The sequence below is a fragment of the Falsochrobactrum ovis genome (assembly GCF_003259955.1).
GTDB classification, from domain to species: Bacteria; Pseudomonadota; Alphaproteobacteria; order Rhizobiales; family Rhizobiaceae; genus Brucella; species Brucella ovis_A.
This window is the reverse complement of sequence record NZ_QLMK01000001.1, coordinates 515,866-530,089: the sequence shown is the minus strand read 5'-3', so window position 1 is coordinate 530,089 and position 14,224 is coordinate 515,866. Positions and strand designations below refer to the sequence as shown.

The following is a 14,224-nucleotide window of genomic DNA, read 5'->3' as shown; positions in this document are numbered from 1 at the left end:
CATTGCGCTTAACACCCCATGCTTAGCAAGGGGCGCTGATTAAATCACGCGGCAAATTGTGATGATTTGATCAATTCTGCTGATGAATTGAAAACGGAGCTCAAAAGCCCCGTTTCAGACTATCAACTAGATTAAGCTTTCTTCTGTGCCAGAAGATCACGAATTTCGGTGAGAAGAACTTCATCACGTGGCGCTTCCGGCTCCGGCTTTGCCTCTTCTTGCTTCTTCAAACGGTTCATTCCCTTAACGACGATGAAGAGCACCCAAGCAATAATCAGGAAGTTGATAAGTAGCGTTATAAAATTGCCATAAGCAATAGTCGCACCAGCTTCACGGGCAGCAGCAAGCGTGCTTTGGGGCGCGCCAGCAAGCTGGATATACATGTTGGAAAAATCAATACCGCCCGTGACCAATCCAATGATGGGCATAATGATATCATTGACAATGGAATTGACGAGGCCGCCGAAAGCACCACCAATGATAACACCAATTGCCAGATCAACCATGTTGCCCTTAAGGGCGAATTCCTTGAACTCTTTCAACATCTGCTTTTATCCCTCTCGCACATGAACAAAACCGGGCCGTCTGGTTAAGGTCCATCCAATCAAACTGATGATAATTCATCAACAATATAGCGGTTACAATCGGCCATGGTGCGATTTTTAGCTGAAATGAGCAAAGAAAAGATGAACAATAAAATGCGCCCGAAAGAGCGCATTTTGTTCATTCCAGTATGAAATATTGTTGGTCTGGCGCTATTCTCACGCAGCGAAACGTTTGGTTGCCTCAATAAGCTCGTGCGTTATGCCCGGCTCTGTCACGGCATGGCCGGCATCTTCGACAATTTTCAGATCCGCTTCTGGCCACATCTTTTTTAATTGCCACGCATTGATGAAAGGGGTGCAAATATCATAACGACCATGCACGATAACGCCGGGAATATGGCGGATGCGATCGGTATTTCTCAGCAACTGATCGTCACTATCGAGAAAACCTCTATTTTGGAAATAATGGCACTCGATGCGAGCGAAAGCCACCGCATAAAGGTCTTCACCGAAAGCTTCTACCCGCGCCGGATCGGGTTCTATGGATAAAACAGAGCCTTCCCACCGTGCCCAGCGACGCGCGGCCTCAAGCTGGACCTGCGGATCAGGGTCGGTCAGGCGTTTATAATAAGCAGCGATCATATCTGCGCGCTCATTTTCAGGAATGTGGTCGTGATAGGCTTCGAAATGATCCGGAAAAATAATGCTCGCGCCATTTGAATACATCCAGTCGATCTCAAAGCGCCGGATCATGAAAATGCCACGCAGAATGAGTTCCGCTACACGTTCAGGGTGCGATTGCGCATAGGCTAGCCCCAGCGTCGACCCCCAGGAACCACCGAAAACTTGCCATTTTTCCACACCCAGATGCGCGCGAATATGTTCCATATCGGCGACAAGATCCCAGGTGGTATTTTCACGCAATTCCGCCTGGGGTATCGAACGACCACAACCACGCTGATCAAAAAGAATAATGCGATATTTTTCGGGATCATGCAGGCGCCGCATGGTCGGAGTGATCCCTCCACCGGGACCGCCATGGATCATAATGACGGGCTTTCCGTCCGGATTGCCGCATTGCTCCACATATATTGTGTGCAGCGGTGACACCTGAATCATCTCTTCCTTAAAAGGCTGGATTTCCGGATAAAGCGTATTGCGCGTCATAAAATGCCTTTTCATCCCCATTCAAGAGGGTGCATGGTTGTTTATTCTCTGCTTAAATTTAACACATAATGCGGCCAGATGGCGGCAAGGGTGTACACAAACCCGTCTGCCGTCAGTTTTGTTTAATTAAACGTTAAAATTAAGCTACATAAATGCCAATTCTACCGGCAGTGTTTATCGTTCCTCCCCACTAAATGGGTTAATGGGCACAAGTATTCTGCGATGGCTTGGGCGCGGCTAGCTCAAGTTTTTCCGGGATTATCCGGTTCAGCCGGATCTTGCGTTTGACGGTCAAAACTCTTGGCAATATCCATGAAACGGCGCATAAAACGTTCCATATAGCTCATGGAGCGCTCGAAATCGTCTTCGGATGGAAAGCCTTGATGTCTGCTGACCTGAGGCTCAATATTTGCTATTTTTTCCTCCAACGCTTTTACGCGTTTGCTAAGATCCGTAATGTCATCTTCATAGGCTTCACGATCTTCGGTCGCCATTTTGCAAACGAGTTGCTCAGCCTCAAGACGACATATAGAAAGCGCTCCGGTGCGCGTATCAAGCCGGACATAGCCATTTTCGGTTTTTTCAAGCTGATAACGCCCTGCATCCTGAGCATTTGCATTGCTCATAAGAAAAGCTACACTCAGAATACAGCCAGCGGCTTTAGCTGGAAGCGGCATGAACCTGCTAAGCATGGTATGATCTCCTTATCCAGTATTGTTACATGATAAGGCAGCTATGCAAAAAAGCGAATACGACAATGCTTTGATTTATGTATTATTTCAGTTTAGAGAGGCGCGATGATGAAAACGACCATCTACAAAATCGTGCCACAGGACCTCTGGGCGCAAGCAGAAAAGTCTGGCATATTCGAAGGCGCAGCTGTTGATATTGCGGATGGGTATATCCATTTTTCAACAGGAGAGCAGGTGCGCGAAACGGCCGCAAAACATTTTGCAGGCCAGACGGACCTGCTGCTTGTTAGCGTTGATGCGGAAAAGCTAGGCGATAAGCTTTTATATGAAGTCTCCCGCGGAGGAGCGCTTTTCCCACATCTTTATGCCGCACTGCCAATGGATGCAGTAACCAAAGTCGAACCGTTGACGCTGGATGCAAACGGTCTGCATATTTTTCCGGAGCTTTAAGAAAAATGGGCGGTCTTTTTGAATTAATCGGGCGTCGGGCCTTGTTTTCGTTCGACGCGGAACAGGCACACGGCCTTTCAATTGCGGGTCTGAAAACTGGGGTCATCTCTTGTGGACGGTTTAATGACCCTACCCTGTCGGTGAAAATCGCCGGATTGCAATTTCCCAATCCAATAGGAATGGCCGCTGGCTATGACAAGAATGCCGAAGTGCCAGACGCATTGTTGAAGCTTGGCTTTGGCTTTACGGAAGTTGGCACTCTTACCCCTCGCCCGCAAAGCGGCAATAAACGGCCCCGCATTTTCCGCCTGACAGAAGATAATGCTGTGATCAACCGGCTTGGATTTAACAATGAAGGGCATGAGGCTGCCTATAAGCGTTTGTCGGAGCGGGTTGGAAATGGCGGCATTGTGGGTATCAATATTGGTGCCAACAAAGATGCCGAAGATCGTGTCGCAGATTATGTAGCAGGTATACGCCGTTTCTATCAGCTGGCGCGGTATTTTACGGTCAATATTTCCTCGCCCAATACGCCCGGTCTGCGCAATCTTCAATCACGCGAGGCATTGCATGAGCTATTATCGCGTGTTTTGCAGGCACGGGATGAGGAAGGAAAAATGTGCACGCTCAAGCGGCCAGTATTCCTAAAAATTGCACCGGATTTGGAAGATGCCGAGTTGGATGATATTGCAGCCAAAGTGCTGGAGCATAAGCTCGACGGTATCATTGTTTCTAATACCACTCTCTCACGCGACGGCTTGAAAAGTGCAAATCGCGATGAAACCGGCGGCCTGTCGGGTGCGCCGTTGTTTGATCGCTCCACCATTATTCTTGCGCGTATGCGTGAGCGTGTCGGGCCGGAGCTGCCATTGATTGGCGTGGGTGGAGTTCATAATACGGAAACCGCACTGGCTAAGATCAAGGCTGGCGCCGATTTGGTGCAGCTTTATACAGGTATGATCTATCGCGGTCCGGGAATTGTCCGGGAAATTCTGCGCGGCCTATCCGAAAGCGTGAAGCGCTCCGGCGTCAACAATATTGCCGATCTGCGAGACCGCGAAACCAAGCAATGGGCAGCCCGACAGCTTACGGTTTGAATAAAGGGAAAAATTCTGACCTATAACGCCGCGGCAACATCGCAAATAGGGTAATGCCGCGAATGGATAGGAAGAGATTGAGCGCCAGCCAGAGGCCGTGATTGCCCATCACCGGTTTCAACGCATACAGTGCTGCCAAAAATACCGCAAGCGAAACGATCATCATATTGCGCATATCGCGCGACCATGTCGCGCCGATATAGACCCCATCCATGTGAAATGCCAGCAGGCCGGTTAGGCCTGTCAATGCAGCCCAGAAAAGATAGGTGCTGGCCTCAACACGGACATCTTCAGCCTTTGAGAGCAGCTCAATAATGGCATCGCCAAAAATCAGCAAAAGCGCTGCAACTGTAATAGACATACAAAGCCCCCAGATGAAGGTAAGCTTTGCGCCGCGGACAAAAGCCGGGCTATAGCGCGCGCCAATCGAGCGACCGACGATCTGTTCAACGGCGGTGGCCATGCCATCCAGGAAAAACCCGCAAATAAGGAAGAAATTCATCAATACCGCATTTGCGGCCAGTGTGACCGGGCCAAATTCTGCGCCAGCACGCGTGAAAAAAGCAAAAGCCGTTAACAGCAAAATGGATCGGATCATAATATCGCGATTAATCGCGATCATGCGCAGGATGCCATCTTTTTGAAAAATACGTTTCCGACCGGGAAAACCGCCCTGTGTTTTTTTGAAATGGCGAATAACGAAAAACAGCCCAACGATTGCTGCTACCGTTTCGCCCGCCACTGTGGCCCATGCGACGCCTGCGACGCCCCAGCCAAGTTCCAGCCCCAAAATGATGCAAAGAACAATATTAATACCATTCAACAGCACTTGAAGGCTCAAACCCAGCACGCCCTGTCCGCGACCAAGCAACAGCCCCAGCACTGAATAATTTATCAAAGCCAGTGGAGCTGACAGCATCCGAATGGACACATAGGTCACCATGGCAGCCGCGGTTGCAGGTGTGGGGTGAATGAAATCGGATGCGATGGTAAGGATAAGCGGCAAACACAGGATCATGCCAGTCCCTGCTGCCAGCGCGATTATAATTGCACGCCAAAAAATCGCTTGCTCTTCCGATGCATTTTCCGCACCAACCGCCTGCGCCACAAGTCCGGTGGTCCCAGAACGCAAAAAGCTGAACATGGTCAGCAGGAAGTCAAAAACCAGTGCGCCAATGGCCAAGCCACCAATAAGCTCGGCCTGCCCCATCTGACCGACCACACCCATATCCACCAAGCCAAGCAAAGGCGTGGTGATGGCTGCAAGGGTCATCGGCACAGCGATCATCATCACCATGCGATGGGTAACTTCAAACGGCCTCGAAACCAGGCCTTTTTCGTGCAGCATCTGATTCATAACCAATCCAGACGATATAAGAGCGAGTGAATTTAGCTCTACTCTGGAAATCCTATTTAAAACAGAGCTTTCCGTCAGCGCATTGTCGCAGTGCCTACGCGCTCAGAGTTGCTTTCAGGCTTCAAATAGCTTTTGGCGGCAAGTTTTTTCAAGCGACCAGTGTCTTTCAAAACCTAACTATGGTTCAAGTCCCAAATATCATCGCCCAATAAATATAATGCGGTTTATTTTCAGGTGTGGCCCAGGCAAGGCCGTAACGGGAAAATATCGGGTCCAGCATATTGCGGCGATGGCCGGGAGATTTCATCCAGGCATCAAAAGCAGCTTTGGTGCTAGTTTGGCCAGCCGCTAGATTTTCAGCCGCCGGACCACGTATTCCCGCCTTTTTGATGCGCGCTCCAAAACTATTGCCCCAACCAACGGAATGGCTAATCTTTTGATGTGAAGCCATGAGACGGGCTTGAAACAACGCGGCTGCTTCAAGCTTGGTATCGGTCGCCATATCTGGCAGGCCATGGGCTTTTCGTATCTCATTAAAAAGGCGGGTTGGATCCTCGGCCGCAGCTAAAGAAATTCCTGCCGGAAAAGAGAAAGCTGTTAAAGCACCCCCCGCGAGGATCAGAAAACTGCGCCGGGAAGAATCGTGTTTTGAGTGATTAATCATCCACTACATTCTCGCCATCAAAGGTTTGGCATGCACCCCATATATCAGAGAATGAATGCGCGAAATTAACGGCGATAACTGAGAATCCGGAGCAAAATAAAGGCAGGAATGACGACTGCGGCGCCCAGAATGAGATAATCCGCAAAACGAGCTAAAGCGGAGAAACCCATATTCCAAACATGTAGGAAGAAATCACGAATATTCCACAATATGTCATAAGGCGTCCAATTGAAGGTGCTCATGACCACGCCAACGACAATCGAGATCAATATAAGTTTTACAACGACGCGGCCCGGCGTATCGCCGAGAAAACGGTTTACACGATCGGACATGCAATTCTCCTGCTCAACTTGTCCGCGCGCGCGGAATTCAACATGTGAAATAAGCTTTCAGCATAAAATGTGCAAGTTTTGGCACAGCATTGGTCAGAATGCGCCTTGTTGCTTGCGAAATTCGCGGGGTGGCTTTTGTTTTTGGCGCGCAAAGGATCGGTTCATGCTGCGTGTATCGGTAAACCCACTGGCCACTGCGACTTCCAGCAGAGAAAGCGAGGTTTCGGTGAGCAGCTCACGAGCTTTCTTGACGCGCAATTCCTCGCGTACTTCAAACGCGGTGCGTCCCAAAGTGGTTTTAAACACACGCTCCATCTGACGCACCGAAATTCCCAAACGGCCTGCCACATCAACCATCGGAATGGGATCTTCAAGCGTTTCTTCAAAAATTCGGATCGCCCTGCGGATCAGGGGTGATCGGACACCATTGAAACTGAGCGCGGGCTGTTCAGAGCGCACCAGCTCATATGGAAAAAGCAGAATAGAAGCGCTTTTGCGGGCTAGTTCTTCTGATATTTCATTTTGGATAATGGAAAGCGCAAGGGATGCCGCGCCCAGCCCTCCGGCACAAGTATAGTGGCGACCGCTACTGTGAAACAGGCTGGTCGTATCAGCGGTAAAGCCATCAAAATAATTGAGAAAATCGTCGCGGTGAAACCAGCTAACGCAACAATTGCGATCAACAAGCAAATCCGCTTCGGCGAGCAAAAAAGCGGCTGTGCAAAGCCCAATCACTCGCTGTCCGCGCCGGTCGGCTCGTTTGATGAGATCAATCAATGCACGCTGGCGTGGGCGATATTGCCCTAACAATCCGCCCACAATCACCACATAATCGCATTCATCCAGCTCGCCCAGCGGGGCGTTGGGTTCCACCACCATGCCAGAACTTGAGGTGACAGGATCGCCGGATAGGGTGCAGATTTTCCAGCCACAGCGGATTTGACGACTTTTATCACGCTCATCGGCAGCAAGTCTGAACGGATCGAGAAACAGGCTTAATGCAGTTAGCGTAAATCCCGGCAGCGCAACGATACCCACGAGAAGACGTTTCGGGATAACGTCATTCGATCTAGCACTGATCGGGCTTAGTTTTTGCTGCGGATCAAGTGTCAATTGCCGCTCACCTGAAATGCTTTGAGAGCTTTAATCGCTGCGCCTGATAGTTGGATCCCAAATCTATGCCATAAAGCACCTTAGGCCGGTTGAGCATATTTTCATAGACAAGGCGTCCGACAATCTGACCATGTTCAAGAATGAACGGAACTTCGTGACTGCGAACTTCGAGCACAGCTCGACTGCCCGTGCCACCCGCTGCGCTATGGCCAAAGCCCGGATCGAAAAAACCCGCATAATGGACGCGAAATTCCCCGACCAGCGGATCGAAAGGGGTCATTTCGGCTGCATAAAGTGGCGGTACATGCACCGCTTCGCGCGATACTAGAATGTAAAATTCATCCGGGTCCAGCACCAGTTCGCGAGCACCGCGATCATAAATCGGCTCCCAGAAATCCAGCACATCATGCGCCGCGCGCTTATCGACATCAATAACGCTTGTATGACGTTTGCCGCGATAGCCGATCAATTTGTCTTCACCGCCGGAAAGATCAACCGAAAGCGCAATGCCGCCGCCAGAAATGTTAGGCTGGTCTGAAGCAACCAAAGTCTCGGCCTGATGAAGCAGCGTCAGTTGGTTTTCGTCAAGCTGAGCGCGGCCTTTGCGGAAACGGATCTGCGACAGGCGCGATCCGGTGCGGGCGACGATCGGGAATGTTCGGGGGCTCACCTCCAGATAGAGTGGGCCTTTATAACCGGCTGGAACCTTGTCAAACTCTTGCGCGCCATCAACGATGACCCGCGTGAAAATATCAAGGCGACCGGTTGAGCTTTTTGGATTTGCGGATGCTGAGAGATCTTCGGGTAAGGAAAGACCTTCCAAGAGTGGCACGATATAAACGCAACCCGTTTCCAAAACCGCGCCAGCACTTAAGTCGATCTCGTGCAATTTCAATCGCTCAAGCTTATCAATGACAGGAGTAGCAGGGCCAGGCATAAAGGAAGCCCTCACCCGATAGGCTTTTGCTCCCAAACGCAGGTCGAGACTTGCAGGCTGGATCTGATCATCATCGAGCGGGCGGCCAGAGGTCAGCAAACCACTTTCAAACAGCGCGGCAATATCCGCATCTGCCAGAATTCCTGCCTCATTATGCGTCATCAGGCCAATACTCCCATCAACTAAACTCGTCGGCTACATAAACAACTTTGATAGCTCTTAGCACCTATAGAACCGCATGCACGCGCTTTTTGTCAAACCGGGTTGATAACAGGGTGTTTTCTACAAAAAAGGGCAAGGTTTGCGCGGAAATGATGGAGTAGCCATCAAGTATGTCGCAGTTTCAACCATTGACGACCCGCAGCCAGACGCATAAGAAAAACCATCCGTGGTGATTTGGCCGGCCGGCTTGCAGCCACGTTAAAGAATTCGCTAAAATGGGCCGTGGTTTGTCTCCGGTCTATTGCGTTTTCGCAAGGCCGGTTTTTTAATGGCCGCCGAGGTCTAGGCCCCGGCCGACCAGCTTTTCGACAGGTTGGAATATGACAAACAACACTACTCGCAAATTTCGCCCAGCGACGCAGCTTCTTCATGCAGGCTCCCAGCGTTCAAACTTTGCTGAAATGTCCGAGGCATTGTTTTTGACGCAGGGCTTTCTTTACCCAACGGCGGAAGCGGCAGAAGCGCGCTTTAACGGCGAAGATCCGGGGTTCATTTATTCGCGTTATGCCAATCCAACCACCGACATGTTTGAAAAGCGCATGTGCGTGCTTGAAGGTGCGGAAGAAGGCCGCGCTACGGCATCCGGCATGGCGGCAGTTGCAACCGCTATTCTGTGTCAGGTTCAGGCGGGCGATCATGTCATCTCATCGCGGGCCCTTTTTGGGTCCTGTCGCTATATTATCGAAACGCTGCTGCCAAAATATGGGGTGGAAATTTCGATCATTGACGGAACGGATATTGAAAGCTGGAAGGCTGCCGTTCGTCCAAATACAAAAGTTATTTTTCTCGAAAGCCCGTCCAATCCCACTTTGGAAGTTATCGACATTGCGGCAGTGGCGGAAATCGCCAATAATTCTGGCATAAAGCTGATTGTTGATAATGTTTTTGCAACGCCGCTCTATCAGAAGCCATTGGAGCTGGGTGCGCATATTGTTGTCTATTCAACCACCAAACATATTGATGGTCAGGGCCGCTGCCTGGGCGGCATTGTTATTTCTGATCGTGAGTGGATTGAAGGTTCATTGCAGGAATATTTCCGGCATACGGGACCGGGCATGAGCCCATTTAATGCATGGATCATGCTTAAAGGACTTGAGACGCTTTCTGTGCGTGTGCGCCAGCAAACAGATTCTGCCAGTGCTTTGGCCGATTTTCTGGCCGGCAAACCGGGGGTCAAACGCGTGATTTATCCGGGACGGGCTGACCACCCGCAGGCGGATATTATCGCAAAACAAATGAGTGGCGGATCAACGCTGATTGCGCTGGAACTTGAAGGTGGGAAGGAAGCTGCTTTCAAATTTGAAAATGCACTGGAAATTTTCTGTCTCACCAATAATCTGGGTGATAGCAGAAGCCTCATCACCCATCCGGCGACCACGACCCATAAAAACCTGTCAGACGAAGCGCGTGCAGAACAGGGAATTTCGGATGGCTTGCTGCGTCTTTCCATTGGGCTTGAAGACACCGACGATCTACTTGAAGATGTCGATGTGGCACTCAAGGCGCTGCGCTAAAACCGTGCAATTGCCCGAGTTTGGTAATCGCTTCTTTGGGGCAAGACTATCTTAAACCAGTCCCCGGTTTGGGGGCTGGCTTCCACCGGCAGCGAATATGGTGTAAATCATCGTTAGAAGAAGAATTTAAAGGCGGATTTAATGTATAGGGCAGTAACGCGGGGGATCGAAGTAACTGCGGAACCCTTCTATCTTGAAGATGAATCCCAGCCGGAAGAAAACCGATATGTCTGGGCTTATCGGATCACCATCGCTAATAATTCGGATGAAACTGTCCGGCTGAGGTCTCGCTATTGGCAGATTACCGATGGCAATGGACATATTGAAGAAGTCGAAGGCCCGGGCGTGGTTGGTGAACAACCAACCTTGGAGCCGGGCGATTCATTTCAATATTCTTCTGGCTGTCCGCTGCGGACCAGTTCCGGCGTCATGGTTGGCCGCTATCAGATGCAAGGCGCGAGCGGGAGCGCTTTCGAGGTTGATATTCCGGCCTTCTCGCTGGATATTCCCGAAGCGCCCCGGACGCTTAATTAGCGCTTTATCTGGGTTATTTTTGAAAATCTGCCGGGTCAAACTCATAATGCGTCGAGCAGAATTCGCACGATACTGAGATTTTACCGTTCTCAATACTATCGGTGATTTCTTCGGCACTGAAATTTGCCAGCATGCTTTCGATCCTCTCGCGCGAGCAGGAACATTCGTCATAAACCTTTACCGGCTCATAAACCCGTACACCGCGCTCGTGGAAAAGCCGATAAAGCAACCGTTCGACGCCGACTTGCGGATCGGTTAGTTCTGAGCTTTCAATGGTTGCCACAAGGGATCGCGCCTCGGTCCAGCCATCATCATCCGGCCCCCGGGCGGCATCGCTTTCATCACCGTCGCCACCGTGAAGATCAGGCATACGCGCACGCAGTTCTGACTCTGGCAGGAACTGAATCATCAAGCCGCCTGCCCGCCATTTTTCCACGGACGCACCGTCCTCGCCACGCTCAACCAGCTTTGCAACACTCAATTTTACATCGGTTGCAATCTGTTCGGACTGGCGGAAATAGGTTCTAGCAATTTCCTCAAGCGACGATCCGTCGAGCGCGACAATGCCTTGATAGCGCTGCATATAGCTACCTTGATCTACGGTGAAAGCCAGCGTGCCACGACCGAGCAGCTCTTCGGAACTGGTCTGGCCTTCAATAACGGCCTGCTGCACGCGATCAGCATCATAGCGCGCATAACAACGGACGGATTGCGGTGTGCGGAAATCCACCACCAGCATATCAACCGGTCCATCGGACTGGGTTTGAAAAATGAATTTTCCTTCAAATTTCAATGAGGTGCCGAGCAGGACCGTTAAAGCCATAGCTTCTGCCAGCAAACGGGACACTGGTTCGGGGTAATTGTGTCGCTTCAAAATCGCGTCAATGCTGGAACCCAACTGAACCGCACGACCCCGCACGTCGAGCCCTTCCACCTGAAAAGGCACAACGGCATCGTCGCCAGCAAAGTTCAAATCATTGAGATCCACCCGAAGATCGGCTTCGGATTGTACGGATTCTTTTTCGGCTTTAGACAAATCAGGCTCCTTGCAGGCACCATGTCAGAATTGCTTTCTGCGCGTGGAGCCTGTTTTCGGCTTCATCAAATACAACAGACTGAGGACCGTCGATAACTTCGTCTGTTACTTCCTCACCGCGATGCGCTGGAAGACAATGCATAAACAGGGCCTCAGGGTCTGCTTTGGCCATCAATTCGGCATTGACCTGATAGGGCATGAATACATTATGACCGCGTGCGCGATCTTCCTGCCCCATCGAAACCCATGTATCGGTGACGACGCAATCAACACCGCTTGCAGCCTGGTGGGCATCGGTTGTGGACACAATTTGAGCGCCTTCGGACCGAGCCCAATCGACAAAACGCTGGTTAGGCTCACTGCCTTCCGGTGTTGCGATGTTGACATTAAATTCAAAACGCGCTGCCGCCTCCAACAGAGAATGCAGCACATTATTGCCATCGCCCATCCAGGCAAAGGTTTTCCCCTTAACCGGACCGCGATGTTCCTCATATGTAAGTATGTCAGCCATGATCTGACAAGGGTGCGTGTCGTCTGTCAGTGCATTAATCACCGGAACGGTTGCATGTTCTGCCAGTTCGAGCATCCGATCATGCGATGTTGTGCGGATCATGATTGCATCCACATAACGCGAAAGCACCTTTGCCGTATCGGCAATAGTTTCGCTGCGGCCAAGCTGCATTTCAGAACCGGTTAGCATGATAGTTTCGCCGCCAAGCTGGCGCATTCCCACATCAAACGACACGCGGGTACGGGTGGATGGCTTTTCGAAAATCATCGCCAGCACTTTTCCCGCCAACGGCTTTTCGATCTCACCCGCCTTCAGCCGGGCTTTACGGATTTTTGCATCCTCAAGAATGGAGCGTAATTCAGCGGCGGGCACTGCTGCGAGATCGATAAAATGTTTTACATTGGTCATGATATCACGCGGTCTTGCTTGTCTGTTTTGCAGAAGAAAGCTGATCTACAGCAGCCTCAATACGCTTGAGCGCCTCTCGGGCTTCTTCAGGTGTCGTCACAAGCGGCGGCAAAAGACGAACAACATTATCGCCCGCGCCAACGCTGAGAAGTTTTTCATTGCGCAAAGCCAGGACCAAATCCGTATTCGGCACTACACATTTAATGCCCATCAAAAGTCCGCGGCCACGTATTTCAGAAATCACATCTGGATAGCGATCAATGATCGATGCCAGACCCTGTTTGAGGACAAGGGCCGTATCCTGTACCTGATCGAGAAAACTATCAGACAGCACTATATCCAGCACGGCGTTGCCTACGGCCATGGCCAGCGGATTGCCGCCAAAGGTCGTGCCATGGGTGCCAGCGGTCATGCCCTTGGCAGCTTGCGCAGTTGCAAGGCAAACGCCCATCGGAAAACCGCTGCCAATGCCTTTGGCGACCGCCATAATATCTGGGGAAACGCCCGACCATTCATAAGCAAAGAATTTTCCGGTACGACCAACACCCGATTGCACTTCATCGAGCATCATCAGCAGGCCATTTTCGTCGCAGATTTGACGCACCAAGCGCATAAATTCATCTGGCACCAGACGCAGGCCGCCCTCGCCCTGTATTGGTTCAAGCAGAATAGCTGCGGTTTCGGGAGTTATTGCAGCCCGAAGAGCTGCTTCATCGCCAAAAGCTACCTGATCAAAACCATCGACTTTGGGGCCAAAGCCTTCCAAATATTTGGCCTGCCCGCCAGCAGCGATAGTAGCAAGGGTGCGGCCATGGAAAGCGGACTCAAAAGTAATAATGCGATAGCGCTCAGGATTGCCGTTTACATAATGATAACGCCGCGCGGTTTTAATCGCGCATTCCAGCGCTTCAGCACCGGAATTGGTAAAAAACGCCTTATCTGCAAAAGTTGCGTCGACGAGGCGTTGGCCCAATTTTTCTTGGCCGGGAACCGTATAAAGATTTGACAAATGCCAAAGCTTGTCCGCCTGTTCCTGCAATGCCGCAACCAGATGCGGATGGGAATGACCTAATGAATTGACTGCAATTCCGGCGGCAAAATCGATATAGCGCTCGCCATCTTCAGTAATCAGCCAGATGCCTTCGCCTCGCTCGAAGCGCAAGTCCGCACGATTATAGGTTTCGTATAGCGGTTGCACAATCGTCACGTCGGTCATTGCAGTCAGGCCTCCATTAGCCCTTAATTGCAGCGCCCCGGCCGAGCCGGCAAGGCAGCGTTTCCCATATTTGAATTCCCCAGCCACGATTTCGACCAATCGAAGCAAAGGCCGGACAGTCGCATGAATAATCATGGCGTCCGATGAAAGAAAAAACCGCCCACCGGGCGGCCTGCGTATATTGGCGTTCGCGAAAAAAATGTCAATCAAAGCTCGCCCGGATAATTCATCATCTTCGCATGAGATCATGCAGGAAAGCGACAATTCGACAAGTTACCGCTTAAGGCTGGCATTTTGGCTTTGGCGGGGATATATAGACGCTTAGATGTTTTCCCTCATTCGGTGTATGCGAAAGAGACTTTCTATTTTGGTAGAATTGACTCAGAAAAACCGTCTTTTGTACCCAAGTTGGGGAAAACCACAAAAATG

The 14,224-nt window shown here is 50.8% G+C and carries 15 protein-coding genes and 1 riboswitch; of the genes, 4 read left to right on the top strand and 11 right to left on the bottom strand.

Annotated elements, in window-relative coordinates:
- Positions 1 to 131: 131 nt before the first annotated feature.
- The 3 genes from mscL to C7374_RS02455 form a co-directional block, all read right to left on the bottom strand.
- On the bottom strand, positions 132 to 545 hold the full coding sequence (mscL, locus tag C7374_RS02465) for a large conductance mechanosensitive channel protein MscL (RefSeq protein ID WP_111574006.1): 414 nt from the start codon (positions 543 to 545) through the stop codon (positions 132 to 134).
- Positions 546 to 761: 216 nt separating this feature from the next.
- Positions 762 to 1,712, bottom strand: coding sequence for a prolyl aminopeptidase (gene pip, locus C7374_RS02460; protein ID WP_111574005.1), 951 nt, complete (start codon positions 1,710 to 1,712; stop codon positions 762 to 764).
- A gap of 242 nt (positions 1,713 to 1,954) precedes the next feature.
- Positions 1,955 to 2,404 (bottom strand): hypothetical protein, encoded by a 450-nt coding sequence (locus C7374_RS02455; RefSeq protein ID WP_245412553.1) that lies wholly within the window; start codon positions 2,402 to 2,404, stop codon positions 1,955 to 1,957.
- A gap of 105 nt (positions 2,405 to 2,509) precedes the next feature.
- Between C7374_RS02455 and C7374_RS02450 the strand changes: the two genes are divergently transcribed.
- Both C7374_RS02450 and C7374_RS02445 read left to right on the top strand, forming a co-directional pair.
- Positions 2,510 to 2,854, top strand: coding sequence for a DUF952 domain-containing protein (locus C7374_RS02450; protein WP_111574003.1), 345 nt, complete (start codon positions 2,510 to 2,512; stop codon positions 2,852 to 2,854).
- Between the two features lie 5 nt (positions 2,855 to 2,859).
- Positions 2,860 to 3,951: a quinone-dependent dihydroorotate dehydrogenase gene (locus tag C7374_RS02445; RefSeq protein ID WP_111574002.1), complete on the top strand. Its 1,092-nt coding sequence runs from the start codon at positions 2,860 to 2,862 to the stop codon at positions 3,949 to 3,951.
- On the opposite strand, the gene C7374_RS02440 is transcribed toward C7374_RS02445, so the two are convergent.
- The 5 genes from C7374_RS02440 to C7374_RS02420 form a co-directional block, all read right to left on the bottom strand.
- Complete coding sequence (locus C7374_RS02440) at positions 3,941 to 5,308, bottom strand: MATE family efflux transporter (protein ID WP_111574001.1); 1,368 nt, start codon at positions 5,306 to 5,308, stop codon at positions 3,941 to 3,943. The two genes, C7374_RS02445 and C7374_RS02440, sit on opposite strands and share 11 nt — an antisense overlap.
- A gap of 184 nt (positions 5,309 to 5,492) precedes the next feature.
- On the bottom strand, positions 5,493 to 5,972 hold the full coding sequence (locus tag C7374_RS02435; RefSeq protein WP_111574000.1) for a CAP domain-containing protein: 480 nt from the start codon (positions 5,970 to 5,972) through the stop codon (positions 5,493 to 5,495).
- A gap of 65 nt (positions 5,973 to 6,037) precedes the next feature.
- A complete protein-coding gene (locus C7374_RS02430) occupies positions 6,038 to 6,304 on the bottom strand; it encodes a DUF6460 domain-containing protein (protein WP_111573999.1) in 267 nt (88 codons plus the stop codon).
- Between the two features lie 93 nt (positions 6,305 to 6,397).
- Positions 6,398 to 7,417, bottom strand: coding sequence for a GlxA family transcriptional regulator (locus tag C7374_RS02425; protein WP_111573998.1), 1,020 nt, complete (start codon positions 7,415 to 7,417; stop codon positions 6,398 to 6,400).
- 7 nt (positions 7,418 to 7,424) lie between these two features.
- Positions 7,425 to 8,516 carry a 2'-deoxycytidine 5'-triphosphate deaminase gene (locus C7374_RS02420; protein ID WP_111573997.1) on the bottom strand — a complete coding sequence of 364 codons (1,092 nt, stop codon included), beginning with the start codon at positions 8,514 to 8,516 and terminating at the stop codon, positions 7,425 to 7,427.
- A gap of 216 nt (positions 8,517 to 8,732) precedes the next feature.
- Positions 8,733 to 8,812, top strand: a riboswitch (SAM riboswitch).
- Positions 8,813 to 8,896: 84 nt separating this feature from the next.
- Between C7374_RS02420 and C7374_RS02415 the strand changes: the two genes are divergently transcribed.
- Entirely contained in the window at positions 8,897 to 10,090 is a 1,194-nt protein-coding gene (locus C7374_RS02415) for an O-succinylhomoserine sulfhydrylase (RefSeq protein ID WP_111573996.1), read from the top strand.
- Between the two features lie 141 nt (positions 10,091 to 10,231).
- Positions 10,232 to 10,624 carry a Co2+/Mg2+ efflux protein ApaG gene (gene apaG, locus C7374_RS02410; RefSeq protein ID WP_111573995.1) on the top strand — a complete coding sequence of 131 codons (393 nt, stop codon included), beginning with the start codon at positions 10,232 to 10,234 and terminating at the stop codon, positions 10,622 to 10,624.
- Positions 10,625 to 10,637: 13 nt separating this feature from the next.
- On the opposite strand, the gene C7374_RS02405 is transcribed toward apaG, so the two are convergent.
- From C7374_RS02405 to C7374_RS02395, 3 genes are read right to left on the bottom strand one after another with little or no spacing between them, the layout of a single operon-like run.
- Positions 10,638 to 11,660 (bottom strand): Hsp33 family molecular chaperone, encoded by a 1,023-nt coding sequence (locus C7374_RS02405; protein WP_111573994.1) that lies wholly within the window; start codon positions 11,658 to 11,660, stop codon positions 10,638 to 10,640.
- Position 11,661: 1 nt separating this feature from the next.
- Positions 11,662 to 12,579, bottom strand: a complete 918-nt coding sequence (argF, locus tag C7374_RS02400; RefSeq protein ID WP_111573993.1) for an ornithine carbamoyltransferase — start codon at positions 12,577 to 12,579, stop codon at positions 11,662 to 11,664.
- 4 nt (positions 12,580 to 12,583) lie between these two features.
- Positions 12,584 to 13,795 carry an aspartate aminotransferase family protein gene (locus tag C7374_RS02395; protein WP_111574256.1) on the bottom strand — a complete coding sequence of 404 codons (1,212 nt, stop codon included), beginning with the start codon at positions 13,793 to 13,795 and terminating at the stop codon, positions 12,584 to 12,586.
- Positions 13,796 to 14,224: the final 429 nt, after the last annotated feature.

Bases quoted from the DNA above. Each gene is read 5' to 3' on its own strand.
- mscL (WP_111574006.1), bottom strand. From the start codon at position 545: ATGTTGAAAGAGTTCAAGGAATTCGCCCTTAAGGGCAACATGGTTGAT.
- C7374_RS02415 (WP_111573996.1), top strand. From the start codon at position 8,897: ATGACAAACAACACTACTCGCAAATTTCGCCCAGCGACGCAGCTTCTT.
- C7374_RS02435 (WP_111574000.1), bottom strand. From the start codon at position 5,972: ATGATTAATCACTCAAAACACGATTCTTCCCGGCGCAGTTTTCTGATC.
- C7374_RS02455 (WP_245412553.1), bottom strand. From the start codon at position 2,404: ATGCTTAGCAGGTTCATGCCGCTTCCAGCTAAAGCCGCTGGCTGTATT.
- C7374_RS02420 (WP_111573997.1), bottom strand. From the start codon at position 8,516: ATGACGCATAATGAGGCAGGAATTCTGGCAGATGCGGATATTGCCGCG.
- argF (WP_111573993.1), bottom strand. From the start codon at position 12,579: ATGACCAATGTAAAACATTTTATCGATCTCGCAGCAGTGCCCGCCGCT.
- pip (WP_111574005.1), bottom strand. From the start codon at position 1,712: ATGACGCGCAATACGCTTTATCCGGAAATCCAGCCTTTTAAGGAAGAG.
- apaG (WP_111573995.1), top strand. From the start codon at position 10,232: ATGTATAGGGCAGTAACGCGGGGGATCGAAGTAACTGCGGAACCCTTC.
- C7374_RS02445 (WP_111574002.1), top strand. From the start codon at position 2,860: ATGGGCGGTCTTTTTGAATTAATCGGGCGTCGGGCCTTGTTTTCGTTC.
- C7374_RS02440 (WP_111574001.1), bottom strand. From the start codon at position 5,308: ATGAATCAGATGCTGCACGAAAAAGGCCTGGTTTCGAGGCCGTTTGAA.
- C7374_RS02395 (WP_111574256.1), bottom strand. From the start codon at position 13,795: ATGACCGACGTGACGATTGTGCAACCGCTATACGAAACCTATAATCGT.
- C7374_RS02450 (WP_111574003.1), top strand. From the start codon at position 2,510: ATGATGAAAACGACCATCTACAAAATCGTGCCACAGGACCTCTGGGCG.
- C7374_RS02430 (WP_111573999.1), bottom strand. From the start codon at position 6,304: ATGTCCGATCGTGTAAACCGTTTTCTCGGCGATACGCCGGGCCGCGTC.